This is a genomic window from Mesorhizobium sp. M0208, assembly GCF_040322015.1.
GTDB lineage: Bacteria > Pseudomonadota > Alphaproteobacteria > Rhizobiales > Rhizobiaceae > Mesorhizobium.
In genome coordinates, this window is record NZ_JAMYSP010000021.1 from 75,622 (window position 1) to 99,304 (window position 23,683).

General features: G+C 61.8%; 21 protein-coding genes and 5 pseudogenes. 10 read left to right on the top strand and 16 right to left on the bottom strand.

The features are described 5' to 3' along the window. Window positions 1-529 precede the first annotated feature (529 nt). The 4 genes and pseudogenes from NKJ17_RS20910 to NKJ17_RS20925 form a co-directional block, all read right to left on the bottom strand. Window positions 530-580: pseudogene (locus tag NKJ17_RS20910) on the bottom strand (hypothetical protein); the annotation flags it as partial. Window positions 581-755: 175 nt separating this feature from the next. Then, on the bottom strand, window positions 756-1,046 hold the full coding sequence (locus NKJ17_RS20915; RefSeq protein WP_352689868.1) for a hypothetical protein: 291 nt from the start codon (window positions 1,044-1,046) through the stop codon (window positions 756-758). Between the two features lie 336 nt (window positions 1,047-1,382). Further along, entirely contained in the window at window positions 1,383-1,838 is a 456-nt protein-coding gene (locus NKJ17_RS20920; RefSeq protein ID WP_352689869.1) for an ankyrin repeat domain-containing protein, read from the bottom strand. 532 nt (window positions 1,839-2,370) lie between these two features. Next, complete coding sequence (locus NKJ17_RS20925; RefSeq protein ID WP_352689870.1) at window positions 2,371-3,075, bottom strand: PLP-dependent transferase; 705 nt, start codon at window positions 3,073-3,075, stop codon at window positions 2,371-2,373. A 414-nt stretch (window positions 3,076-3,489) separates the two neighbouring features. Here NKJ17_RS20925 and NKJ17_RS20930 point away from each other — a divergent pair. Continuing rightward, window positions 3,490-3,729 (top strand): annotated as a pseudogene (locus NKJ17_RS20930) (transposase); the annotation flags it as partial. Between the two features lie 223 nt (window positions 3,730-3,952). Here NKJ17_RS20930 and NKJ17_RS20935 read toward each other — a convergent pair. From NKJ17_RS20935 to NKJ17_RS20950, 4 genes and pseudogenes are all read right to left on the bottom strand, one after another. Beyond that, window positions 3,953-4,510 (bottom strand): dihydrofolate reductase family protein, encoded by a 558-nt coding sequence (locus NKJ17_RS20935; protein WP_352689871.1) that lies wholly within the window; start codon window positions 4,508-4,510, stop codon window positions 3,953-3,955. A gap of 201 nt (window positions 4,511-4,711) precedes the next feature. Continuing rightward, window positions 4,712-5,386, bottom strand: a complete 675-nt coding sequence (locus NKJ17_RS20940) for a protein-L-isoaspartate(D-aspartate) O-methyltransferase (protein ID WP_352507643.1) — start codon at window positions 5,384-5,386, stop codon at window positions 4,712-4,714. A gap of 267 nt (window positions 5,387-5,653) precedes the next feature. Then, window positions 5,654-6,372, bottom strand: a pseudogene (locus NKJ17_RS20945) (tyrosine-type recombinase/integrase); the annotation flags it as partial. A 79-nt stretch (window positions 6,373-6,451) separates the two neighbouring features. Further along, window positions 6,452-6,694, bottom strand: a complete 243-nt coding sequence (locus tag NKJ17_RS20950; RefSeq protein WP_352507644.1) for a type II toxin-antitoxin system Phd/YefM family antitoxin — start codon at window positions 6,692-6,694, stop codon at window positions 6,452-6,454. Between the two features lie 607 nt (window positions 6,695-7,301). Here NKJ17_RS20950 and NKJ17_RS20955 point away from each other — a divergent pair. Both NKJ17_RS20955 and NKJ17_RS20960 read left to right on the top strand, forming a co-directional pair. Beyond that, a complete protein-coding gene (locus NKJ17_RS20955; RefSeq protein ID WP_084643174.1) occupies window positions 7,302-7,565 on the top strand; it encodes a hypothetical protein in 264 nt (87 codons plus the stop codon). A 65-nt stretch (window positions 7,566-7,630) separates the two neighbouring features. After that, window positions 7,631-8,257 carry a nucleotidyl transferase AbiEii/AbiGii toxin family protein gene (locus NKJ17_RS20960; RefSeq protein ID WP_502906563.1) on the top strand — a complete coding sequence of 209 codons (627 nt, stop codon included), beginning with the start codon at window positions 7,631-7,633 and terminating at the stop codon, window positions 8,255-8,257. Window positions 8,258-9,193: 936 nt separating this feature from the next. Here the strand turns inward: NKJ17_RS20960 and NKJ17_RS20965 are convergent. The 4 genes and pseudogenes from NKJ17_RS20965 to NKJ17_RS20980 form a co-directional block, all read right to left on the bottom strand. Continuing rightward, window positions 9,194-9,583: pseudogene (locus NKJ17_RS20965) on the bottom strand (transposase); the annotation flags it as partial. A 535-nt stretch (window positions 9,584-10,118) separates the two neighbouring features. After that, the gene (locus NKJ17_RS20970; protein WP_352689873.1) at window positions 10,119-10,991 is read right to left on the bottom strand and encodes a carbohydrate ABC transporter permease; all 873 of its coding nucleotides are present in this window, start codon (window positions 10,989-10,991) and stop codon (window positions 10,119-10,121) included. Next, on the bottom strand, window positions 10,988-11,878 hold the full coding sequence (locus NKJ17_RS20975) for a carbohydrate ABC transporter permease (protein ID WP_352689874.1): 891 nt from the start codon (window positions 11,876-11,878) through the stop codon (window positions 10,988-10,990). Before NKJ17_RS20975 ends, NKJ17_RS20970 begins: the two co-directional genes overlap by 4 nt. 43 nt (window positions 11,879-11,921) lie before the next feature. Next, the gene (locus tag NKJ17_RS20980) at window positions 11,922-13,214 is read right to left on the bottom strand and encodes an ABC transporter substrate-binding protein (RefSeq protein ID WP_352689875.1); all 1,293 of its coding nucleotides are present in this window, start codon (window positions 13,212-13,214) and stop codon (window positions 11,922-11,924) included. A 326-nt stretch (window positions 13,215-13,540) separates the two neighbouring features. Between NKJ17_RS20980 and NKJ17_RS20985 the strand changes: the two genes are divergently transcribed. Genes NKJ17_RS20985 through NKJ17_RS21015 form a run of 7 tightly spaced genes read left to right on the top strand, consistent with a single transcriptional unit; the run spans window position 13,541 to window position 19,807 of the window. Continuing rightward, window positions 13,541-14,806 (top strand): extracellular solute-binding protein, encoded by a 1,266-nt coding sequence (locus NKJ17_RS20985; RefSeq protein ID WP_352689876.1) that lies wholly within the window; start codon window positions 13,541-13,543, stop codon window positions 14,804-14,806. Between the two features lie 28 nt (window positions 14,807-14,834). After that, a complete protein-coding gene (locus tag NKJ17_RS20990; RefSeq protein ID WP_352689877.1) occupies window positions 14,835-15,767 on the top strand; it encodes a carbohydrate ABC transporter permease in 933 nt (310 codons plus the stop codon). Further along, the gene (locus tag NKJ17_RS20995) at window positions 15,764-16,603 is read left to right on the top strand and encodes a carbohydrate ABC transporter permease (RefSeq protein WP_352480121.1); all 840 of its coding nucleotides are present in this window, start codon (window positions 15,764-15,766) and stop codon (window positions 16,601-16,603) included. The genes NKJ17_RS20990 and NKJ17_RS20995 overlap by 4 nt, the downstream gene beginning before the upstream one ends. After that, window positions 16,600-17,340, top strand: coding sequence for a PIG-L deacetylase family protein (locus NKJ17_RS21000; RefSeq protein ID WP_352507654.1), 741 nt, complete (start codon window positions 16,600-16,602; stop codon window positions 17,338-17,340). Before NKJ17_RS20995 ends, NKJ17_RS21000 begins: the two co-directional genes overlap by 4 nt. Next, window positions 17,337-18,212, top strand: coding sequence for an ROK family protein (locus tag NKJ17_RS21005; protein WP_352689878.1), 876 nt, complete (start codon window positions 17,337-17,339; stop codon window positions 18,210-18,212). Before NKJ17_RS21000 ends, NKJ17_RS21005 begins: the two co-directional genes overlap by 4 nt. Beyond that, entirely contained in the window at window positions 18,209-18,979 is a 771-nt protein-coding gene (locus tag NKJ17_RS21010) for a GntR family transcriptional regulator (RefSeq protein ID WP_254820103.1), read from the top strand. Before NKJ17_RS21005 ends, NKJ17_RS21010 begins: the two co-directional genes overlap by 4 nt. A 36-nt stretch (window positions 18,980-19,015) precedes the next feature. Beyond that, window positions 19,016-19,807 (top strand): sugar isomerase domain-containing protein, encoded by a 792-nt coding sequence (locus tag NKJ17_RS21015; protein WP_352689879.1) that lies wholly within the window; start codon window positions 19,016-19,018, stop codon window positions 19,805-19,807. A 37-nt stretch (window positions 19,808-19,844) separates the two neighbouring features. Here the strand turns inward: NKJ17_RS21015 and NKJ17_RS21020 are convergent. The 4 genes and pseudogenes from NKJ17_RS21020 to NKJ17_RS21035 all read right to left on the bottom strand — a co-directional run. Then, window positions 19,845-19,999 (bottom strand): annotated as a pseudogene (locus tag NKJ17_RS21020) (IS5/IS1182 family transposase); the annotation flags it as partial. A 212-nt stretch (window positions 20,000-20,211) separates the two neighbouring features. Beyond that, complete coding sequence (locus NKJ17_RS21025; RefSeq protein ID WP_352689880.1) at window positions 20,212-20,640, bottom strand: type II toxin-antitoxin system VapC family toxin; 429 nt, start codon at window positions 20,638-20,640, stop codon at window positions 20,212-20,214. Continuing rightward, the gene (locus NKJ17_RS21030; RefSeq protein ID WP_023678723.1) at window positions 20,640-20,885 is read right to left on the bottom strand and encodes a type II toxin-antitoxin system VapB family antitoxin; all 246 of its coding nucleotides are present in this window, start codon (window positions 20,883-20,885) and stop codon (window positions 20,640-20,642) included. Before NKJ17_RS21030 ends, NKJ17_RS21025 begins: the two co-directional genes overlap by 1 nt. 748 nt (window positions 20,886-21,633) lie before the next feature. After that, window positions 21,634-23,679, bottom strand: coding sequence for a CHASE2 domain-containing protein (locus NKJ17_RS21035; RefSeq protein WP_352689881.1), 2,046 nt, complete (start codon window positions 23,677-23,679; stop codon window positions 21,634-21,636). Between the last annotated feature and the right edge of the window lie 4 nt (window positions 23,680-23,683).

The window sequence follows — 23,683 nt, forward strand, 5'->3', positions numbered from 1 at the left end:
TCGAGTGCGTCTTCGTCCCGCAGATTGGTCAGAGCTACGCTGTCCACGAAGACAACCTCTTCATTGTCTATGTCATAGACCTCCCAAAGCCCGTCCTTGATCCTCCGGATGGCGTGCCGACGCTCCATAAGCAAAATCTAATACTTGAGTCGCGGCGAGGTTGGTAGAAAATTGGGGCACGAGCCGATCATAATAGTGGAAAACCGCAGGTCCGCCCTGACGATGCTCTTAGATAGTCGAGCCAACGAACGAATCGACGAAGAAGCGTTTCAGGAATGATGTGCACCGATGGCAGCAGGGCAAGCGACGCGGCGGCCATCACCAGTCCGGTGTTGAGGGCACGTGTGTTGCCGCATCAGAAGCCGACGCCCACGATCTTTACGCCGATACGATCGGCGAGCTCGATCAAATCGGAATAGACCTCGGAATCCCCTGTCAAGTCGAGTGACACGCCTGACTGTACCAACATCTTTGCCGGGATTCGATCGCCAAATAGCATCACGGCGAGAGCCCGGTCGTCCTGCCGAGAAATCCAGAAAAGCCCTTGGATATCCTGGCACTGGGCGTGAATAGCTTCGGCCCATAGGCGTGTTGCGGGATAGAGGGCCTTCTCGGTGTCTAGGTGTCTATGATCTGGTTGCGTTTGATGCCGAGTTTTCTAAGCGCCGTGACGCTCAAATCAGCCAGCACCAAATCGTGCCGGGGCAACACTCGCGAATAGACTTGACCTGCCAGTTTCACCTTGTCGTAGGTCTTCAGGCCTGCTGCGAATGGCACATCATGAAAGACAGGTTCCATCGCCGCACAGTGAAAGGTTGTGCCACCGACAGAGTTGGGATACTTGCCCCATTTGCATTCTTGATCGGGCTGAAGCGGGCATTGCCTTTGAAGCCTGGATTGAACTGCGAGCCGGCATACAGATTCAAATGACTGCGATGGATGACCTGGTCCACTGGCCAGATCGTTCGAGTAATGATGTCCTGCAAATCGTTCGATGGAACGGGAACTGGAGTCGTCGGTTCCCGTCCTATCTTTGATTTAGCCATGGGATGCGCCTACCAGCTCATCCTCGGCGGCTGCAAGAACACGCTCAGGGTCCGAGGCGTGGACAGCAATATGCCGGTCTGGAAAGGTGCAAGAGCGCCGCGCCGAGCAAGATATGTACGCCAGGATAATTAGGATGCAAAGCTAACGACAAATCGGCCCAGTGCGTAGATGCTTGCAATGTCCTGGCGGGGACTCGGCACAGGTGGCAGGCATCATGTTGGGGTGATGTCGTGCTGCCTGCGCCAATCAGCCGCCGCTCGCCGTCAAAGATGGCGCTGTGTTGAGCCATAAGGTGCCTCGCAATGGTCAAGACGTCTGGCACCGCAATTGCGTGGTCAGGTATGGGGGAATGGGGTGGAGGCCCGTCGCTTCGCAAATGCAGCGGCGGGCATTCTGCATCTCGTGCCAGCCTGGTGTCGGCCGATGGCTGTAGCCTCGCCCCCTTGTAAGGCGGAGAGCGCCGTGCGCCCGAAGTTGTCCACGGCATCGCGTCTGGCCCCGAGTTCGAGAAGTCGGGAAACAACGTCCGCCTCGTCGCTTTGGGCAGCGACGATAAGAGGAGTCCAGCCGAGAACCGCTCGGGCTTCGAGGCTGGCGCCTAGCTTCGCAAAGGCATTAACGGCTTCAAGATTGCCATTGGCGCTCGCCGAGATGAGCGGCGTCCAACCTAGATCGTTCCGGTGCTCGAGATCGGAGCCATGCGCCAACGGCTGAAGCCAGTTTGGAAACCTGTCGAAGGTTTCCCGCGGCGGCCGCGACATATCGAGGAGATAGCGCAATTCCCCCTGCATGGTTTGGGGGCCGCACCTTGCTCATCAAGACGTGTCCTTGCGGTCGAAGTGGTTCCTTTGGTCAGTGTCACCTTAGTTCCTCCCAAACTCTGCGGGTTCCAGCGCCGGCTGTCGGCCAGCTAGGATCTCCTTCGCGGCGTCAGACAAGCATTGGCGCTAGCTCCAACCGCCTTAGTGTCTTCTAATCCGAGGGAAATCCGGAAATATGAGGGCCCGTCAGCGCGGTTCAGCCGCGTCGTCTGGTAAACCCGCGCGCTGGATTTCAGCCAACCAAATCCTGCTCGGACATCGGGCACAACCGCATGGTCATGGGCGCGCGCCTTCTGCCGCCACCGCGTCAGTAGCTGTTTGCAATGCGACCCCTCGCAGTCTCCGAAAACGAGGTATATGAGCGAACCGACCCCTTTTGCGAAGACCTTGGCATTGCCCTCGTCGGCGAAACTGTCGAGCACTGTAAGCTTAAGATCAGTCATGCCGGAACGACACAGCTCCGCCGCGAAAGTCCTGACGTTTCGGCTGTGTGTCGCCATTCTCAGCGGCAGCTGTGCGAAGCGTAGAGATATGATAGGGCCCGGGCCTGTAGGGATTGCCCAGTGTCGCGCGCATAATTGCGTGTCGATGCGATGAGATCCCCTGCACCGTAAATAACACCGCACATAGCATCGTTTGTGATGTATTTTGTGCCGCTTTCCACGACGAGAAGACGGTCTGAAAAGTCGAGCAGATCGAACCACCGTGTAAGCCCACTCTGCACCGAATTGTCGAGAATGAAGATCGGTGCCGACGGGCACGCTGACCACGCAGCGATATCGCGCACCGGATCGACGCTTGGCATATTGGCTATCGTTTCTAGTAGAACGACCTCAGGACCGAAGGCCGCGAGCGCATCTCGCAAGGCGTTCGGCCGCGCCACATCGACCGCACGAATCTCGACGCCAAGCGGCAGGAGATGCCGCTCGATCAATCCCGATGTCTCGAAGTACCGAGACTTGCCGACAAGCAGGCGCGTGCCAGCCTTCACCTTGCAGGCGCCGAGCGCAACGGCAATCGCCGACATGCCGCAATTCACGAGAACGCTCTGCTCCGAGCCATAGATCTCGGCCAGGACGCGCTCCAACTGAAGGCGCCGGCCGTTTTCGAGCGTGTCCCAAGAAGTCAGATTTGTGATTCCGGCATCGGTCTGGGTCGCCAGAGTCCAAAAGGCGTCTATATCCTCGACAGGCTCGGCGATATTCACGGCGTTGTTAAGCATCGCCGCACGCAGCCGATCCGCCTGCCACTGCCATTGGTCGAGCGAGCGGGCGGGGTCGTTTTCGGCGCCGTCCAGATCGTAGACGCGTAGCGCTTCAGTCAGACAGTCGAGGGGACCGTCCTGCGTTTGTCTTAGCATTTCCGGAAAACTCCTAAATCTCGCCGTGTCGCGGCGACTTATTGGCTAAGCGAAGGTTGCGCGCGTCATCAGCGACTGACCTCAGCAACCAGAGGTGATGGCTGAGGAGGATGCCTGGCATCGAGTCGCGTCGGTCGGTGAAGATCACGCGTCCGCGCCCGTTGAGCATCTTGCTCCATTCATCGGCCGAGCGATGCGCCGCAGGGCAAGGTAGCGGCGTTTTGTTCAGCCCGTAGTTGAAGAAATCGTTGACCAGAATTCCACGAGGGTGCGCGCGACATGGCCCGTGATATCGCCACCACCGACGCCTATGTGACCTCGCGCCGCGAGCGAAAGAAGGTCGAGATGCTGTTTGCGCACCTCAAACGCATCCTGAAACTCGATCGCCTGCGACTACGGGGACCGAATGGCGCCCGAGACGAGTTCCATCTGGCAGCCGCCGCCCAGAACCTCCGGAAACTGGCCAAGCTGATCCCGATGCCGATGCCGAAACCGGCGTGAGAGGCCCTAGCCTTCGAAAATCCTCAAATGGCGACCAACGAACACGCTATCATCAGTCGACTTCTTCAACACAATCGGTGGGAAGCCGCCATTGCCCACAAGGCCTCGGCCTGATCAACCGAGCTCCCTTGGCAGAAGCAGCGGGTATGCCGTATTGCGCGGGGAGAAGGCTTCCCATGTGACCCGCAGGCCCGCGAGTTGGGCGCGAAGAGGCTGCGCTGGGTCAGCGCGCGCGCCGGTAATGCATGGCGACCGCGCCGCTGCGGAGCGGCTTGGCCGAGATCAGCTCGAGCCGTCGCGTGCTGGGCAGCCCGCTCTGGTAGAGGGTCGGGCCGTGGCCCGCGATCCTGGGGTGCACGAGGAGCTTGTACTCGTCGATTAGATCCAGCCGGTCCAGCTCGGTCGCGAGCTTGCCGCTACCGAGGAGCACGCCGGCCGGGGTCGCGTCCTTGAGCCTCTGCACGCCCGTGCGCAGGTCGCCGGCGATGTGGTGGCTGTTGGTCCACGGGAAGGCCTTTCGCGTCGATGACACTACGTACTTCGGCTTGGTGTCCAGCTTGACGGCCCAGTCGCGTATCGCCGGCGGCGCCTCCTCGTCGCCGCGGGCGACTGCCGGCCAGTAGCTTTCTATCATCTCGTAGGTGACGCGACCCCACAGCATCGCCCCGCCCTCGTCCATAAGGCTGGTGAAGAAGGCGTGCGTCTCTTCGTCGGCAATTCCCTCCTGGTGGTCGACGCAGCCGTCCAGGGTGACGTTGATGCTGAACGTCAATAGTCCCATGCGGCGAGTCTAAGCCATACAATGGACAACACCTAGAGCGATTGTTCGCGGTTGATGTTCAACTTCCGCAACGGGTCAAATCGCGTCGCTGAGGTGAGGCGGTCGAACGATTCTTCGCGTTCGCCAAGGGGAAGAAGCGCGGAAGGCTGGCATCTGGTTGACGGTCGGAAAGCGCGGTCGCGCCAGTTGTACGCACTCTCATTAGGCGGTTTCGAGCCGGCTGAACCGAACCGGGATGAGTTTCCGGGTCTTGAGTTGCCCTGCCGCATCCTTGCCGATGACAGTCAGAAACTGCACTTGTTCAGGTCCCACAGGCAGAACCAGGCGGCCCCCCGGCTTGAGCTGCTCAAGCAAAGTCGGCGGCGCCCGTCCAGCCGCGACGGTGACCAGGATCTTGTCGAATGGAGCGTGCTCAGGCCAGCCGCGCGACCCGTCTCCGACACGAATGCCGACATTGGATAAGCCGAGGCCCTGCAGCAGAGCCTCGGCATGGCTTGCGAATTCCTCGATGATTTCGACGCTCCAAACTTGCCCGGCGAGTTCCGCGAGGATCGCGGTTTGATAGCCCAGGCCGGTGCCAATCTCGAGCACCGCCTCGTGCGGTTGCAGCGCGAGGAGATCGGTCATGAGAGCGACGATGAAAGGCTGCGAGACGGTTTTATCGAAGCCGATCGGCAGCGGCATGTCCTGGTAGGCATAAGGTGCAACCGAGGCTGGCACGAAGAGATGCCGCGGCACTCGCCGCATCGCTGCCATCACCCGCTCATCGAGCGCCGCCTTGCCGAGTTCTTCGCTTGCAAGGTCGGCATGGATTGCAATCATCTCGACCATGTGCCTGCGTAGGACCGCGAGGTGCTCTTCGTTCATTGGCTTCATGACGGTGGGACTTTTCCTTAATCAGGCTTGCTGCCACAGTAGCCGTTCAGTCACAGAAACGCCCACCATCGTTTCCAGTTGCGGGTGCCCAACGGCGAGTGGAGGTGATTTGAGCGGTGCGTCTTGGTCGTTATCGGCGACGGCGCACTCGCAGAGACGAACTCAGACGAGCGAACGACCGTTGAGGTGAGGGAAGATGCCGAGTGCCGCAGCCGTGGGAGTGAACGCCCCGGGGACCAAGAGCATCTCAGCCTTCTGCCAATCTGGTCAGGCAAGAACCCGCGCTGCCCGCCCGAGCGTCCGTTCCGCGTCATTGTAGTAGTTGGACGCCTGTTGCACCGAGCGATGCTGCGACTGCTGCATGGCTTCGGGCAGCGGAATGCCGCGATGGGCGGTTTCGGTGAGATAGCCGGAGCGCAGGCCGTGGGCCGAGAAGGTTTTTGATCGAGCCCGGCCTCTGCGACGCGGCGCTTCGGGATCAGGTTCACCGCCTGCGGCGTGAGCGCCCGTTTTTCGAGATTGCCCCACCGGTCGATGCCGCGAAACACGGCGGCTTCAGATATTTCGGCGCGCTCGAGCCACGATTGCAGCACCGTCACCGGCCGGCCGACGAGCAGCACGAAAGCGTCGCTGTCGGCCTGTGTCGTCTTGGTCCGACCGAGTTGGATCGACAGGCACGGCAGTTTGTCGCCATCGGGATTCTTTGGATCGGCCGGAACGGGGTCCTCCTCGACCAGCTGTTCGACGCGGAGAGCGGAAATTTCGCTGCGGCGGCGGCCGCCGGAGGCGAAGGCGATCATGAGAAGGGCGCGGTCGCGCACGTCGACGAGGCGATCGCCGGCGCAGGCCTTGATCAGGGCGGACAAAACATCGGCGGTCACCGGCTTCTTGCTCTTGCGGCCGCGGGGACGGGCGCTGGCGCGCACCGCCAGTTTTATCGCACTCTGCAAGCCGGGCGCGTTGAAGTTCCCGACAAGTCCGCGCCAATCAGCCCTTCGGCCGCCTCGCTGTGCTCCTCCGGAAGCAGCCAGGCGGCGGCGACGGACGCGTCAAGGACGAACACCATCAGAAGCGATGGCCTTCATGCTTCCAGGCCACAATCTCCTCGGTGGTGACCGGCTTGGCCCTGGCCCGCGCGGCGCGGACTTCTTCAATCAGGGCGCCGAGGTCATTGGTCTTGGGGATTCGGCTCAGTTTGGCGATCGGATCGTTGCCGCGCGAAATGATGACCTCCTCGCCGGCTTCGACCCTGGCCAGCAGGTCGGACAGGTGTGTCTTGGCCTCTCCGACCTTGACGGTGATGGTCATGGGTTTCCTCGTGGGCATGGGCGCTCTCGTCGAGCGGAGCGTGGAACTGCACGACGATCGGCAATTTGGACGACGCTAGAGCAATTTTTGCATGTTGATCAAGCCTTGGTCCGCTCACTGTCGATAAACGTTACTTATCGATAGTGATAAGGCCGACGGAAAAATCCCCTGCAAGTCAACCTAAATGGCCGATAGCTTGACCATCGCGAATCAGCCATCATGAAACCAATGGCTTACGACATCGGCGATTTGTCCCTGAAAACCCTGATCGGGCCGGTCGTCCGCGCCACCGATGTGGCTTTTACTTCCCGATTTCAATTGAAGCCGTAAGCTGAAATTCAGAACCGCCGTTTACACCTTACGACTTCAAGCGCGGGGAGGGGACTTTCAGAGCCTTTGGTGAGGTCGACGCGGAGCCGATCGTGCCCTGCAGCTTCGTAAGGGCGGGACGTGCCGGAGTCATGCTTTCGACGATAGGTTCGCAGTCGGCTCGAATGTTGTTCGAGCCCGCGCTTCTGTAGCTCGATTGTGAGTCTCCCGAGCCATTTGCAATTGCCCGAGTCTCGCAGCTTGTGCCCCATCCACGAATTGACTATTTTGCATGACTATGAGTGAGCATCTGGCCTTGGTTCTGACGACAGTGAACGCGCCCTACAGCGAACAGCTCGACGGGGTGGCGCTGGCTCATTGTCTTTCGGATCTAGATCTGGCGAAGCAGTATCCTGGGCAGGTCAGTGCCTTCCTTGGAGAAGTGCCGGTCGAGCAGCAGATGGAGTTCGCCGCCGCGCACCAGATAGCGGTTGATGATCTGAAGGCTTTCGCGGCCCATTTCTCTGCCTGGTCCGGCGAGAGCTATCAACTCGCTGCCTGATGATCGAGGTCCATAGCCGTCGCCCGTCCGAATGGCGGCGGCTTTTCGCCATTGCTGCCGATCTGATCGACCAGCTCCGGGAGAAGGCCGGAGGTTTTGAGTTCGAATGGTCGTTTGGCGGCGGCACGGCGATGATGATCCAGATCAACCATCGCGAAAGCCACGATGTCGATATCTTCCTCGACGACCCTCAGCTACTCGGCTTCATTGACCCATCCAAGAGCCAACTGAGCTTCAGCATGGGTCCTGCCGCATATGACGGCGACGGGACGAGGTTTCAGAAATTCGCGTTCGAGGGCTTGGGCGAGATTGACTTCATCGTGGCCGGGGCCTTGACCGGGACACCTTTCGAAAAGCGAGAGGTAGAAGGCCGTCCGGTATCGCTTGAGACCATTCCCGAGATCATTGCCAAGAAGGTTTATTACCGAGGCGCGGAGGCCAGACCGCGGGACATCTTCGATATCGCAGCGGCCGCGCGATCGCATCGAGCCGGCGTTGTCGGCGCCCTCCGGGCATTTCCGGATCGTGTCGCTCGAACAAGGGAGCGGCTTGCAGAGCTGAATCCGGAGTTCGTCAGACGGACGATCGCACAGCTCATGATCATGCCAGACTACGAGGAGATGGCTGCTGATAGCCTTGCCATTGCAACAGCCCTGCTCAAAGAGGTGCTGTCGCCAGCGACATCATCCTGACAACGCTGGCAGCCGGCTTCGAGCGGACCTTTTAGAGCCCGGACGCCTTGGTGAGGTTGGTCCGGAACCGATCGCGCCGCCGCTGGTATTTGCGGGTCATTTCGGCCGAGGTATGGCCGAGCTGCTTCTGCACGTAACGCTCCCTCGATCTCCGCCGAAGAGGCGAGTCCGGCGCGCAGCGAATGCCCAGCAAACAGCAGTTCACGCTCGCCTTCCGGCAGATCGGCGCGTATGCCGGCGGCCAGTGCGGTCTGCTTGACGAGGCGGGCGACATCCTTGTCGGAGAGCCGCTCGACGTCGACGGTCTTGTTGTCCTTGAAGATGCGGCGGAAGAGGGGCCTCGCGCGATGCGCCTGAGCCTGATCCAGGTTTCGAGCGCCACGACGGGCAGGAGAGGTCGCTGGAGCCGCGGCCGACCTCGACCTCGCGCCAGCCGGTCTTGCCGCGCAGCGTCACCAGCACCCCCTTGTCGGCAAAAATCTCGATCCAGCCGGCGCCGTCGCTGTTGTCGTCGCGCGTTACGTCGAGGCCGACGATTTCGGAGCGCCGCAGCCCGCCCGCGAAGCCCAGCAGCAAAATAGCGCGGTCGCGCAAGCCGCGCAGATCATGACCGAGCGTTGCGATCATGGCGATGAGGTCGTCGCCGAGGACGGCCTCCTTCTGCCGCGGCGGCTTGGCGTGCTTGCGGCGAATGCCGGCGAGTACTGTGGAAATATGCCGATCGGCACGGTCCATCGGCTGGCCGCGCTGGGTGAAGTTCCAGGCAAGGCCGGAGAGTCGCCGCTCGATGGTCGCGACGGAGAGAGGCGGAAGGCCGCGTTTCGGCTCACCGGCGGCGCAGGCGCCGATATAGAGGCCGATGACCTGGCTGGAGGGCGGCGTCGGGTCGAAGCCTTCGCGGCGGCCCCAGTTGGTGAGATGCCGCCAGTCCCTGGCGTAGGCGTCTCGCGTGTTTTCGGAGCTGGCGGCCTTCGCGTAGGCCGTCGCGTACATCGATACGATCTTGTCATCAAAGCCGGGAAAACGGCGCTGGTACTTGGCGATCAACTGCGGATCGAAACTCGACTGGCGGTCACGCGGGACTTCGATCTCCAGCTTGCCCGTCTCGGTCATTACGGTCTTGCGGCCATAGCCGTTACGCGTATTGCCAGCGTCTTCGCCGCTCGCCAGATGATGGTCCATCTCCGCGTTCAGCGCGCGCTCTGTCAGAGCCTTCTTAAGCGAATCAAGCAGGCCGCCCTGTTCGAAGGCAGCACTGGCTGCGCCTCCTGCCAGCAGTTGGTCGAGAAGATCATTCGGTTTTGCAGGTTCTTTGCGTCGGGTCATAGTGGGATTCCTTTTTACCCATTATGCCCGCCCGCACACGGAAATCCTGACAGTCCCTGTGAACGAGCACCGAAGGTTGACCCCGTTCGAAACGGCGGCAAGTGCCTGACCTTGCTTGCAAACTCGCAACGCGGGTGGGGTCATGATCGGCGCCGATCGGACCCCATCCGATCTCCATTTCATCTCGCCAAATCAAGGCTACGGGACCGATGATAGGGGTCAACCTTCGATGCTGATTCACACCTAGCCATCAATGGCTGCTTTGGAGCCAGGGTGCACTATAGCATGCTCGAACGCGAATGACCGGACTGCACTTAAAGCGCTCTGGATGGGGAACATCCCGGACGACTGAAACGGGTCGACTCAAGCCGTAGGGCGAAGATCAGGTCTGGCAGCGCCATAAAAGTCGCGACGTGGCGCGATCGAGCCGGCCGGCGCGTCGGCTCGAATTGTGCTGCAATGGAGCGCCCTACGTCGTAACAGCGGGGGCATTCGCATCAGATTCGCGATAAACAGATAACCAGTGCCGCTGACACTATCCCTTGACCGCCGAGCCGACGATTGAATCGACGAAGAAGCGCTGCAGGAAGACGAACAGCACCAATGGCGGCAGCACGGCAAGCGTGGCGCCGGCCATCACCAGTCCAGTATTGAGGGCGCCTCTGTTGTAGCTGAGCAGGCGGCTGAGGCTGATGACGATCGGATAGTCCTGTGCATTGCCCTGTAGAACCGTCAGCGGCCAGAGATAGCTGTTCCAATGATAGACGAAGGCAAACAGCGCCAATGCTGCGATCGCGGGCGCCACGCTCGGCGCGACGATCTTGAACAGGATCACAAGTTCCGACGCCCCATCCATCCGTGCCGCGTCGATCAAATCGTCCGGCACGCCGGCGATGAACTGGCGCATCAGAAAGATGCCGAAGGCATTGGCGAGGTTGGGCACGATGATGCCGGCAAGGCTGGCATTCAGGCCGATCGATCCGACGAGCCGGTACAACGGGATCAGCGTGACGATCGGCGGCAGAAACATGGTGGCGATCAGCACGGAAAACAGCAGCGAGCGACCGGGAAAGTGGTGCTTGGCGAAGGCGTAGCCAGCCATCATGCTGGTGACCAGAATGCCTGCGGTAGTGATCGAGGCGATCACCAGCGACTTCCACATCGCGCGGCCGACATTGATGACGCCGGAGACTTTCTCATAGGCTTCGAGGCTCGGCGTGCGCGGTATCCACACCGGCGGCACCTGCATGGTTTCGGCCGGCGTCTTCAGGCTGGAGAGTACCATCCACAAGAGTGGGAAGGCGGAGGCCACGGCAACCAGCAGCATCAGCGTGGCGAGCAGCGCTCTGCGGCCCGCCAGGCGTTTGCGCGCCAACCGGCTCGATCCTGAGCGGCCCGGCGCGCTCATTGGTCATCCTTCCGGTTGGCATAGGCAAACAGCGCGCACACAACGACGATCAGCGCCAGCATCAGCATCACTGCCATGGCCGAGCCCAATCCGCCTTGCGCGCGCTCGATGCCGACACGGCGGATGTGATAGGTCAGCACGTTGGTCGAGCCGACCGGCCCGCCTTGGGTGATCAGCGCGACCGGCTCGAATACCTGCACGGCATTGATGATGGCGATGACGGCGCTGAACAGAAGCGTGCGCCGCAGCAGCGGCAAGGTGATGAAGCGGAACTGTTCGCGCCGGTTGGCGCCGTCGAGAGTCGCCGCCTCATAAAGACTGCCCGGGATCTGAGTCAGCCCGGCAACGGCCAGCACCGTAAAATAGCCGATCTGCTGCCAGACATTGAGCACGACGATCGAGATCAACGCCGATCTTGGCGAGGACAGCCAGGGTTGCGGGCCGATGCCGGCGAGGCCGAGCATCTGGTTGAGCGGCCCTTCGCTCGGCGAATATAGCTTCGACCAGACCAGCGTCACGGCGATCATCGGCACCATGTAGGTGGAAAACAACACGGTCCGCAGCGCCGTGCCGCCTGCGACATCGCGCTGGTAGACCATCAAGCCGAACGCTACCGAAAGGGGCAGGATGAGCATCACTGACAACGCCGTGTAGATCGCGGTGTTGAGCAGTGCTCGCTTGAAATCCCGCCCGACCGAGGTCGGGCCGAATATTTCGCGAAAATTGTCGAAGCCGATGAAGGTCGCACTGGAAAAAGGTGTTTGCGTCGACCAGTCCTGGAATGACAGCCAGATGGTGAGCAGCATCGGCAGCAGGATGAAAACGCCGATCAATGTCACGGCGGGCGCCAGCATGATGCCCGCGGAGGCACGATAGGTCTTGATCATCGCTCTGCTTCCAAAGCGTCGGGCTCGCGAAACAGCGCCTTCGCTATTTGGCGGCACGCTCCAGGATCGAGACGGCATCGGCCTGCGCGTTCGCCTGCGCATCCTTGGCCGAGAGCTGCCCATACTGCAACGCCTCGAGCGTCTGCTGGAGCGATTCGCTGAACTCCTGCCCTCCCGGGACGACAGGGAAGGGCTTGGCGTCGGCAAGCACGCTGACATAGCCGGACAGGAACTCGGAACCGAGCTTGTCCTTGTGGGCTTCGATGTCGGAGGTCCGCGTCGGCAGGATGCCCATCGACATCAGAATATCCGACATGGCCGAGGCGCCGTTCTTGCCGGACTTCGGACTGTTCAGCCATGCCAGGAAATCCCATGCCACTTTTTGCTCGGCCTGACCGGCATTGGCGTTGACGACCGTCATCCACGAATAAGAGATCGAGTGCGGCTTGTCGCCGCTCGGACCGACCGGGATGGGTGCGGTGGCGATATTGGAGAACTTGTCGCCCATGCCGCTCTTCAATGCGCTTTCCCACCAGTTGGCCATGATGATCATGCCGGTCTTGCCTGAGACGAAATTGTCTAGGAAGGGGCCGGTGGTGTTGGCGTCGGCGGTGGCCATCGCCGGATCGCTGGCGCCGGACTTGATCAGATCCTCGTAGAGCTGGAAAGTCTCGCCGGCTTGAGGACTGTCGAGCATCGGTTTGCCGTCCTTGACCAGCTCGCCGCCATTGGAGACCAGCAGCGAGGCGAAGGGATGGACGACGCCCGCGGCCCAGGAATTGATCATGCCGAAACCTTGCTGGCCGGCGTCTTTCCGGGTCAGCTTCCGGGCCGCATCCTTCAATTCGGACCAGGTCTTCGGTGCGGCCGTAATGCCGGCCTGCTTGAACAGCTCCTTGTTGTAGTTCAACGCATAGACGTCGATCTCGTTTGGAATGCCGTAGAGCGTGCCGCCGACCGATGCCGCACTGACCACACCAGCCGGCCATGCGCTCTTGACCTCGCCGGCAACCGCATCGGGGGCCGGCGCGACAAGCTTGTCTCGCGCCAGTTCGGGCAGCCACAAATCATAGATGCCACCGATCGTCGGCCCATCGGAACTGCCGCCCTGGGAACGCAGTGTCGTCAGGAGATCGCCGAAGGGAACGGCGCGAATGGTGACGGTCACATCCGGATTGCTCTTGGCGTAGTCCTTGGCCGCGGCGTCCAGCAAAGCGACCGTTTCGGGCGACCAGTGGGTCAGATAGGAGATGTTGACCGATTGGGCCCAACCAAGGGTGGGCGAGGCCAACAACCCTGCAGCCAGTGCCAGTTTCGAAATCCAAGCCAAAGACATCCGACCCTCCGCATAGCCACACAGCGATGTCCATGACGTTATGACAACATGAAGCAACGATGCAAGCGCTATCTTCGTGGAGAGCTCCTGCCGGTGTTGCGGCGCTTTCTTACTGCGGTCCGCAAACGTAAGAGATTACATTGTGAAAACAAATAATTAGATGATAAAGTTCGAGCTGATTCTCCCCTGCCGGCCATGTCCGAACATACTGCAAGGCACTTGCGGTCGAAGTCATGTTGTTATAATGAGATGAGAAAAGCTTATGGCCGCCTCTCGGCTTTTGAACCGCTGTGGGAATGACAATCGACAAGAATGGGAGACTGAGTATGTTTTCAATTCATCGACGCGCCGCACTCGGCCTGATCGGCGGCTTTGCCGCAGTCTGCACCGGGGTCCTCACCGCACTGCCGGCAAAGGCTGACGACACCGTGACCCTGTGGAGTTGGCGCACCGAGGACGAGGCTGCGATGCGCCGCATCTTCGATGCCTTCGAAGCCAAGACCCCAGGCATCAAGGTCAACGTCCAGTTCACCCACGACGCCGACTACCAGAACCGGCTGAGCACGGCGCTGCGTGGCGGCCGCGGGCCTGATATCGCCCAGCTCAAGGCTTACGGCGAACTGCAGCCCTTCATCGAGGGTGGCTATCTCGACGCGCTCGACGACAGCGTGCCGGAGCTGAAGAACATCGCTGATGCCGCCCTCGGCGGCGCTCGTGGCCGCGCCGACGGCAAGATCTACGGCGTGCCCTATTCGGTGCCGATGATGGGTGTCTTCTACAATCAAGACATCTTCGCCGCCCAGGGCATCGAAATCCCCAAGACCTACAAGGATTTCGTCGCCGCCTGCGAGAAGCTGAAAGGGGCGGGGATAACGCCAATAGCCGCCGGCGGCGCCAACGGCTCCGCCTGGGCGCTGGAGATCGGCGTCGGCGTCGTCGGCCCGACCATCTATGGCCCGGGCTTCTACGACGAAATGATGAGCGGCAAGGCGACCTTCGAGGATCCGCGCTACGTGGCTGCCCTGAAACGCTATGCCGAGTTGAAACCGTATTTCTCCGACGGCTTTGCCGGGGTCGATTACACCACATCGACACAGCAATTCATCGGCGGCAAGGCGGCCATGTTCTTCGGCGGCTCGTTCGAGAACGGCAGCTTCAAGGCGCAGAACCCGAAGCTGAAATTCTCGATCTTCCCGTTCCCCGCCGATGACCCGGCAACCAAGCTCTACACCTCGGCCTTTTCAGACGGCTCCTATGGCCTGGTCTCTGAAAGCGCCAACAAGGAGGCGGCGACCAAGGTGCTCAACTTCATGGCCTCGGCCGAGTTCGCGCAGCTCTTCGCCGACGAGTTGGGCTGGCCGCCGGCCCGCACCGACGTCACCGTCAAAGACCCGGTGCTCGCCAAGATGATGGAAATGTCGAAGAATTCCACACCCTATCTGACGCTTGTCGGCTTCCGCTGGCAGACGCCGACGGCCTCCTCGATCCTGCAGTCCGAGATCATCGACATGGTCGAAGGCAACATCACGCCGCAGAAGCTGGCGGCCGACATGCAGGCGGCCGTCAGCAGCTGGTTCAAGCCGAAGCAGTAGGCCGTCACACCCTGCGCGAAACAAGCACATGATCGCCCGTCGCCGCAAAAGCAGCCTTCAGCGCACCCAGCAGCGCATGGCGGTGCTGTTCATCCTGCCGGCATTGGCCGTCTATTCGCTGTTTGTCCTTTATCCGTTGCTGATGTCGCTGTGGGGCAGCTTCTTCGTCTGGAAGGGCCTGCGCATGCTGGAGTACGCCGGCATGTCGAATTTTACCCGCCTGTTCGTTTTCCCGAGCGGCGGACGGCTCTACGGAGCGCTCTGGCACAACGTCGCCTGGTTTTTCGGCATCATGCTGTTTCAGAACGGCCTTGGCCTGCTGTTCGCCTGGCTGCTGTTCCTGCGCGCCAAAGGGGCGGCCTTTTTCCAGTCGGTCTTCTTCTTCCCGGCAGTGCTGAGCCCAGTCATCGTCGGCGCCCTGTGGCGCCTGCTGCTGGCGCCAGGCGGCACCATCGAATGGATGCTCAACGGCCTTGGCCTGCATCAAGGCAGCCTGACCGTGCTCGGCAACAGCCACACCGCGTTGGCGATGCTCATTGCCGTCGACGCCTGGAACTGGATGGGCCTGCCGGTGCTGATCTACACCGCCGGCCTCAGGCAGATTTCCGGCCAGATATTCGAGGCTGCCAGGCTGGACGGCGCCGGCAGCGGCCGCATGCTGGTCTCGGTTGCCCTGCCTTTGCTGATGCCGGCCATCGGCACGCTGACGACGCTGTCGTTCATCAACACCTTCAACCAGTTCGACATCGTCTATGTCATGCAAGGCGTGCAGGGCAATCCAAGCTATTCGACCGACACGCTGGTAACCTATTTCTACCGGCTCGCCTTCGGCGCCGAAGGCGCGGTCGGCATCACGGATATAGGCCTGGCGCTTGCGCTGGGAACGCTGCTGTTTCTCATCCTCAGCATCGGCACGCTTCTGATGCTGCGCTTCTTCGACCGTCGCACGGTGCAATTGTGAACGCCCTCGTCATCCCTCAACAGCTCGCACGGCTGCCGGGCTGGACGGCGCTGGTCCTGTGGACCGCAGCGGTGCTGTTGCCGCTCTATATTCTCGTCGTCTCCTGTTTCAAGACCACGGCGGAGATCTACGACAACAGGCTCGGCCTGCCGCAAAGCTTTGCCTTCGACAATTTCGTTGCGGCCTGGACGCGCGCCGATCTCGGCCAGAATTTCATCAACAGCCTGATCGTCACCGGCGGTGCGGTGATCCTGACCATCTTCGTGTCGGCAATGGCCGCCTTTCCGCTGAGCCGCTATCGGCTGGGCTGGAACGGCATCATGCTCGGCCTGTTCCTGTCTGGCATCATGTTGCCGATCCGGCTTGCCTCGGTGGAGCTGTTCACGCTGATGCGCAACCTTGGCCTGCTCGATTCGCTGACCGGCCTGATCCTCGTCTATTCGGCTATCCGCATTCCCTTCGCCGTCTTCATCTTCGCAAATTTCATGCGGGTGCTGCCGTCCGAACTCGACGAGGCGGCGCGCATGGATGGTGCCGGCGAGGCGCGCATCCTGTTCCAGATCGTGCTGCCGATGGTGAAGCCCGCAATATCGATCGTCGCCATCTTCACAGCTATCGCCGTCTGGAACGACTTCTTCTTCCCACTGATCTTCATCTTCGATGATCGCTACAAGACCGTGCCGCTGGCCATCAGCGTCTTTGTCGGCCAGTTCCGCACGGATTGGGGCCTGGTGTTCGCCTCGCTTGCGATCTCCATGGCGCCCATCCTGATCATGTACTGTCTGCTCGCCCGCCAGATTCGCGAAGGCGTCGGCACCGGGGGAGGGGTGAAATGATCGAGGACAAGGTCTATGCCGCACGCTCAATCCTGGTCGTCGGGGCGCATGCCTTCGATGCCGAGGTGATTGCCGGTCCGCTGGCGGCGGCGGCAGTGCAAGGTGGCGCCGAAGTCACCTTCCTGCATCTCAGCATGGGCGAACAGGGCCATCCAAGCCTCATCCCCGAGCACTATTGCGTCCAGAAGCAGGAGGAGGCCGCAAAGGCCGCAGCCAGGCTAGGCGCTGCCATGCGCAGTCTGGGGCTGCACGACGCCTTCTTGCCTTGCGACGACGAGACGGCGCTCAAGGTTTGCGATGTTGTGCGCGAGTTGAAGCCGCAAATCGTTATCACCCACTGGCATGGCAGCTGGCACAAGGACCATCGCGCCGCAGCCCGGCTGACGCAGACCGGCATCTTCTTTGCGGCATTGCCGACGCTGAAGCGCGACCATGCCGCGCACACACCGCAACTGCTGCTTTTCGGCGAAAACTGGGAGGACGACGAAGGCTTTCGCCCCGAGCACCTTGTCGACGTCAGCGACGGCTTCGAGGCCTGGAGCGAGGCGGTGCGGGAATATGAACTGGCACATGGCCTGAGCAGTTTCCCCTACGTCGATTATTACAGCGCACTTTATCGGCTGCGCGGCTGCCTGCGCGGCACGCGCTACGCGCAGGGTTTTGCCGCGGCCTCGCAGTCTTGGCATGCCGGCAGTGGCCTGTTCGCGCCGGCAGCCAGTCGGAGTCGCTCTCGATGACACGCGTTCTGGCCATCGATCTTGGCGGCACCAACTTGCGCGCCGCTATCCATTCCGGGGATGTTCGCTGGCTGGAGATGCTCAGCCGCGAGCCCGCACCAGCAAGCCTTGATGCCTTCGTCGCCCGTATCGGCGCGTTGCGCGCCGAGGCCGGTCCGGTCGAGGCACTTGGCCTGGCGGTGCCGGGGCTTGTAGAAGGCTCGGTCTGCCACTGGGTTCCGAACCTGCCCTATCTCGACGGTGTCGACATCGCGGCGTTGTTTCCTCGTCTGCCTGTTGCCATTGGCAATGACGCGCAGATCGCCATGCTGGCCGAGGCGGTCGAAGGTGCTGCAACAGGCTTGTCCGATGCCATCCTGCTGGCGATCGGCACCGGCATCGGCTCCGCCGTTCTGGCCAACAACCGCATCGTCGCCGGCGCACGTGGCGGCGCCTGCTCATTCGGCTGGGCCTGCGCCGACATCGAGGATGAAGGCGAGGACCGCAGCGGCTGGCTGGAGCGCTTCGCTTCCGGGCGGGCGTTCGACGCCGCGGCGCGCCAGATCGGGCTGGCCAATGGCGGCAGGCTGGTCGAGGCCGCCCGGGCCGGCAAGACGGCCGCCCTTGACGCCTTGGAGCTGCCGGCGCGCCGGCTGGGCACTGCCCTTGCGGGTGCGGTCGCGCTGCTCGATCCCCAGGCAGTCCTGTTTTCCGGTGGCCTTGCCGACGCGCTGGACGTGGTAGGGCCGCCGCTGCTTGCGGCATTGCGGCGTCAGCTGCCGCCACATCTGCGCGATGTCGTTCTTCGGTCCGGCGAATTCGGCTCCCGCGCCGGTCTCGTCGGCGCCTCGCTGGCCGGTCTCGCCGGAGCACAGTGGAGGCAGATAAGATGAGCGAGCCGAGCTTTCAGCAACCCGACCGCAAAAGGCCCGAGCCGCTCTGGTATCAGGTGGAAGAGGCCATCCGCGCGATCGTCAAGAGTGGCGAGTGGGCGACTGGCGACCAGATTCCGGCCGAAGACAGACTGTGCGCCCTGTTCGGGGTGAGCCGCATCACGCTGCGTCACGCGCTGCGCAATCTGGAGGAGCACGGGCTGCTCAGGCGCGAACATGGTCGTGGCACCTTCGTGCGCTCCACCACGCTGGTCGCCGGCACCCGCGAACTGACCAGCTTCACGCAGGAAATGGGCAATATGGGCGTGGTCGCGGGCTCGCGCTTGCTCGACTGCAGCCTGACCACGGCCAATGCCGCCGCGGCCGGAGCGCTGGAGATCGAGGAAGGCGACCCGGTGGTGCGCGTCCGCCGGCTCAGGCTCGGCAACAACGAGCCGATCGGAATCCAGACGGCGCAGCTCTCGGCCGCGCGCGTGCCCGGCTTTCTCGATGCCGGCCTGCTGCAGGGCTCGCTCTACGAAGCGCTGGAGCGCCATTACGGCATCGTGCCGGTCGCGGCGCGCGAAAACTACCGTGTCGGTGCGGTCGGGGCGGCGGATGCCGAGTTGCTCGATCTGCCCGCGGGGAGTCCCGCTTTCGTGGTCGAGCGCATCACCACCGACGAGCGCGGCCCGTTCGAATTCACCGTCTCGGTCATGCGTGGCGACCGCTACGAAATCCGCTCTACGCTGCGTGCCGGTCGCGCCGCGCCAACCGCAAGAAGCTGAGCCATACCCAAGCCGACCCATAACAGGAGTACCGACGTGTCCGATCTTTACATACCTCGCCTTGCCGCCCTCATCGAACAGGCCTCGAAAGCCAATGCCGAAGCCTTTGGTGAGGCGGCCAGCCGCTTTGCCGACACGCTCGAGAGCGGTGGCTTGGTTCATCTCTACGGCTCTGGTCACTCGGTGTTGCCGGTTCAGGAAGTGTTTCCGCGCTACGGCAGCTATGTCGGCTTCAATCCGCTGACCGACCCGCGTGTCATGTGGCATAATGTGCTCGGCGCCGGCGGCGTGCGCGAACTTCTGTGGCTGGAGCGGACCGAGAAATACGCCGAGAAATTCCTGGATCACCAGCCGCTCAACAAAGGCGATTCGATCATCATCTTCGGCCACAGCGGCCGCAATTCGTCCGGCATCGACACCGCGCTTTACGCGAAAAAACGCGGCATCTTTGTCGTTGCGGTGACCAGCAAGAACAATCTCGACAAGCCGGCGACACACTCTTCCGGCAAACGGCTTGCCGATGCCGCCGACCTTGTCATCGACACCTGCTCGCCGATCGAGGATGCCATCGTGCCGGTCGAGGGCTGGAGCCGGCCGGTCTCCGGTTCGTCGACCGTGCTTGCCATGATCCTGGCGCATGAGTTGATCGCCCGCACCGCCGAGGCGCTTTCGAAGCGCGGCATCGAGCTGCCGGTTTTTGCCTCGCCGACGATTGCTGGCGTCACACTGCACGACACCGACGTCATTTATGGCGTCTATCGCGAGAGAATGCTCGAGGCACAGAAGAAGCACCTGCCGGCGTTCCAGGCGACCATGCGTGGCGAATGACAAACCGGGGAGGCCACGCGCTAGACTAGGACGTAGACGTCGCGCCTTGCTGATGGACGCGAACAATGGAGGTATCGATCATCTGCACCGTTGCATCATGGGCTTTGGTGATGCCATGCATGAGGCGGTCCCACACACCTGCTTTCCGCCATCGACGAAGCGATTGTAGCAGGTGGTGCGTGGGCCGTATCGCCCCCTGGCAGATCGCGGCATGGCGCACCGATCGCAGCACCCAGAAGATGCCGTCTGCCCGCTGTGCCTGGACGGTGATCGTGCCGAAGAAAACCAGTGCTGCAGCGAACGTTCCTCGCAATATTGCGTTTAACCATGAAAGACGACGATTCGCCCAAAGCATGCAAAAGGGCCCATCGGCTCTCGCGCCGCGATGCAAGGCCAGGAAAGCCTTACGCCAGATCAGTTTGTGAAAAGTCATTGCCCTTGTAAAGCAGGGCAAGCCGGTGAGCCTTCGCGCAAGCGTAGGCAAAACAATCGCCGAAATTGAGATCGGCTTTGTGCCCGACTGCTTTGCCGTATTTCATGCTGGCTTCGATCGCCCGGTCGCCGATGTCGCCGGATATCATGATTTCCTTGCCGGCGATCTCGATCAAAAAGGCGTCGACGGTATCACGGGCTTGCGCCAGCATGTTGGCCGTGGGCTTGGCGTTCTTTTTGATGGCTTCGGCCGACGCTCGCGCGAGACCCTGGACTGCCTCGAACCGGACGAGCGGGGAGACATACAGCGGCTTGGTCGCGGCCGCGAGCCGCTTTTCCAGTTCTTCCGCGCCACGTTCCTCATTCAGGATGGCAACGATCACCGAAGCATCGACGAACATCAGTCGTCGCTCCACATTTGGTCGGTGAATTTCTTCATATCGAAATCAGGGTTGGCCGGCCCGATCCGCCGTGCCATTTCCTTGACTTTGGCAAGTCTCTCGCGCAGCGGGACGCTGCCGCGGTTGCGCTCGATCTCGTGGCGCAAGGCGGTTCTGACGGCCTCGGTCTTGCTGCGCGCGTTGGTAATGTGCTGCAGCTCGACGGCCATGGCGTCGACGTCGGGATCGCGAATGAAGAGCGGCATTTGTATATCCTCATGAGTGATATATGTATATCATACCGGAGATATACTCGCCAGCGAATTCGCGAGCGGCGGTTTTGATAAGGATGGGAGGGAGGAATGCAGCTCGCGAAAATCCGTCGGGAGGTCCGGTTCTGGTGCTCAGTCCTTGGAATCGCTCGGCGTTTGAAACACGTCGCTCCGGCCATGTCACTGTCAACGCCCGCATGCCCAAGGCGTATCGACGCTACATGCGCCGACGCATGCGCATCCCAACATCCGCGGCGACCGATTGATGTCGATAGACCGCCCACGCGCCCGACGAGGCCAGCGCCAGCTGCATGATTGCGTCAGGTTCATAACGGCCATAATCCCGGCCCAGCGAACTCTCTCGTTAGGGCAGCTCGGGGAGTGCTACGGCTGGATGCTCTTGGGAACATCCCGAGGGCATGATCCGGCGGCGAGGATAAACAATCTGAACCACGCGCTGCCTCCACATGATGGCGCCGGCGAACTCAACGAAGCCGTGCTGCCATTCGTGGTGAACTGGATAACACGGCCTATCTTCTCGCTCGAAAATTCCGCGGCCTCGACAATCATTGCCGGGTTACCTCGACCGATCCCTTCGCCGTCTATCCGCGTCTCATCCGCTGTCGCGCTGATCCGAATTGACAGCCACCCGCAATTAAAGGGCCGTTTGATGACGCCTAGGCCTCCCCAGCAGTATTAGTTCACAAAGCAGGTCGGCACCCCTGCGATCCGCTGGATCCGGTCAGCGTGTGCTTCGGGTTCGGGGTGCAAGATCAGGCGGTGCCATTTGCACGGATGGCGGCGAACCAACCACCACGGCAGGGGCGCCAGATTGCTCACCACGTTGGCTCTCTACTTCGCGTCTCATACCTTGGTGAGCAGCTTGCATCTCCGGAACGGTGAAAACCGGCACCTCGCCCTTGAAACCCTGGAGCTCAAAGGCGCCCGCCTGGACGACCGGCATCGATGCTCCTGCCGCAAAGCCAGGACCAAGCACCAGGGGGATGCCCAGCTTCTTGGTCGTCGACTCGAGCCGTGCCGTGCGGTTCACCGGGGAGCCGATCGCGGTGTAATCGAAGCGCCGTTCGGAGCCGAAATTGCCTACCGAGCAGATGCCGGTCTCGATGGCGACGCCGATTGCGATAGAGGGGTGGCCGTCGGCGGTGAAAGCGGCGTCTTCACGCTTTACCCGTTCTATCAGGGCTAGCCCCGCGTCGAGCGCGCGCTCGCGGTGGTCCGGCTGATCAAGCGGCGCGTTCCAGAAGGCCAGCACCGCATCGCCCATGAACTTGTCGATGGTGCCGTCGCGCTTGAGGATCTCATCCGTCGCAATACCGAGGAAGTGGTTGACCACCTTGGCGATTTCCTGGGTATCGAGTTGTTCGCTCATCGTCGTGAAGCCGCGTATGTCGCTGAGCAGGATTGTGATCTCGCGCTTCTCGCCGGACAGGATCGCTTCGGTGTCCGAGCTTGCGAGGCGCTGCACCACGGAAGGCGACAGATACTGGGAGAACTGCCGTGCCAAGGTGGACCGGCGCTGCTCGCTGCGCCTGTAGAGGACATAGCCTTCGAAGCCAGCTACCAGGATTGTCGCAAGCGCCGGCTGCAGCGGGTCATAGAGTGCACCCTGCAGGCTGTATTCGAGAGCGCCGAACACGAACGGCGTGACGGCAAGCAGCACGAGAGCCAGGGCACCAAGCACGACACGCCCGGCGAGCACTCCGGAAAGTCCGATGAAGATGACGGCACTGAGGACAAACCAGAGCCGCTCCACCGTGCGTGCGTGCGGCGGCTCTGTTAGGTAGCGCCCGGCAAGCAACTGGCCGATTGCATCGGCGTGGATGTCCGCGCCTGGTCGCGCTGGACGTGTCGGGGTGGGCAGGTACTGCGTCAGTCCCACGGCCGACAGATCGATAATGGCGATGGCGTCCCGCAGCCGTGGATCACTGCCGCCCGAAAGGATAGTGCTGCCAGATATGCGTGGCGTATCGGTGCTGGTTTCCCAGAGGCGGATGCTCCCCTCCGGCTCGAGCGGCACGATGGCGCCGGCCATCCTGAGTGCGTCGAACCCGGCGGCATTCATCCGGGCTATGTAGCCGTCCTGCCCGGCGTAAAGGCGCAGAAGCTCGAGCGCGAAGGACGGCCACAGCTGCACGCCTTGAGCGGTATTGCGAAGCCACAGCAGCGGCACATGGCGCAGTACGCCGTCGGGATCGGGCAAGGTGCGAATTACGCCGAGGCCCGCGGCGGCGTTGGAGAATTCGGCAAGCGAGCCGGTCAGGCCGGTGAAGCCGGGAAGTGTGTCGGGTACCTGCCCGACGATCGACCAGCCGGCTTTGGGTTCTGCTTCTGAAACCGTCGCCTCATTGCCCAGGCTGACGGCAAGCGCCGTTCGATTTTTCGCCAGCGCCGCTGCCAGGCGCTTGTCTCCGGCGATGCCCTCAGGCGAGGTGTCGGCCTCGGGCAGTACCAGCGCAAGCCCGATGACCGCGGCGCCGGACTTGGTGATGCCATCGACCAGATCGGCCAAGAGGCCACGGTTCCAGGGCCATCGCCCATGTGCCTTGAGGCTGGCGTCGTCTATCGAGACGATCACGACAGGATTGCTCGTCGCCTGGCGCGGAGCGAGAAACTGGTAGAAGTCGTACGTGCGTTCGCGCAGGCGCGACAACGGCCCGTCAAAAGCCAAATGGCAAGCGAGCAGCAGGAGCACGACCGCAAGGCCGGATACTTTGCGCCTGCCAGCTTGCCGCCAATCAGCCCAGCGCCAACCGACCAAGAGGCTCATGTCG

Excerpts from the sequence above, each read along its gene's own strand:
- NKJ17_RS20915 (WP_352689868.1), bottom strand. The coding sequence starts at position 1,046 with ATGGCTAAATCAAAGATAGGACGGGAACCGACGACTCCAGTTCCCGTT.
- NKJ17_RS20920 (WP_352689869.1), bottom strand. The coding sequence starts at position 1,838 with ATGCAGGGGGAATTGCGCTATCTCCTCGATATGTCGCGGCCGCCGCGG.
- NKJ17_RS20935 (WP_352689871.1), bottom strand. The coding sequence starts at position 4,510 with ATGGGACTATTGACGTTCAGCATCAACGTCACCCTGGACGGCTGCGTC.
- NKJ17_RS20940 (WP_352507643.1), bottom strand. The coding sequence starts at position 5,386 with ATGAAGCCAATGAACGAAGAGCACCTCGCGGTCCTACGCAGGCACATG.
- NKJ17_RS20950 (WP_352507644.1), bottom strand. The coding sequence starts at position 6,694 with ATGACCATCACCGTCAAGGTCGGAGAGGCCAAGACACACCTGTCCGAC.
- NKJ17_RS20955 (WP_084643174.1), top strand. The coding sequence starts at position 7,302 with ATGAGTGAGCATCTGGCCTTGGTTCTGACGACAGTGAACGCGCCCTAC.
- NKJ17_RS20970 (WP_352689873.1), bottom strand. The coding sequence starts at position 10,991 with ATGAGCGCGCCGGGCCGCTCAGGATCGAGCCGGTTGGCGCGCAAACGC.
- NKJ17_RS20975 (WP_352689874.1), bottom strand. The coding sequence starts at position 11,878 with ATGATCAAGACCTATCGTGCCTCCGCGGGCATCATGCTGGCGCCCGCC.
- NKJ17_RS20980 (WP_352689875.1), bottom strand. The coding sequence starts at position 13,214 with ATGTCTTTGGCTTGGATTTCGAAACTGGCACTGGCTGCAGGGTTGTTG.
- NKJ17_RS20985 (WP_352689876.1), top strand. The coding sequence starts at position 13,541 with ATGTTTTCAATTCATCGACGCGCCGCACTCGGCCTGATCGGCGGCTTT.
- NKJ17_RS20990 (WP_352689877.1), top strand. The coding sequence starts at position 14,835 with ATGATCGCCCGTCGCCGCAAAAGCAGCCTTCAGCGCACCCAGCAGCGC.
- NKJ17_RS21000 (WP_352507654.1), top strand. The coding sequence starts at position 16,600 with ATGATCGAGGACAAGGTCTATGCCGCACGCTCAATCCTGGTCGTCGGG.
- NKJ17_RS21005 (WP_352689878.1), top strand. The coding sequence starts at position 17,337 with ATGACACGCGTTCTGGCCATCGATCTTGGCGGCACCAACTTGCGCGCC.
- NKJ17_RS21010 (WP_254820103.1), top strand. The coding sequence starts at position 18,209 with ATGAGCGAGCCGAGCTTTCAGCAACCCGACCGCAAAAGGCCCGAGCCG.
- NKJ17_RS21025 (WP_352689880.1), bottom strand. The coding sequence starts at position 20,640 with ATGTTCGTCGATGCTTCGGTGATCGTTGCCATCCTGAATGAGGAACGT.
- NKJ17_RS21030 (WP_023678723.1), bottom strand. The coding sequence starts at position 20,885 with ATGCCGCTCTTCATTCGCGATCCCGACGTCGACGCCATGGCCGTCGAG.
- NKJ17_RS21035 (WP_352689881.1), bottom strand. The coding sequence starts at position 23,679 with ATGAGCCTCTTGGTCGGTTGGCGCTGGGCTGATTGGCGGCAAGCTGGC.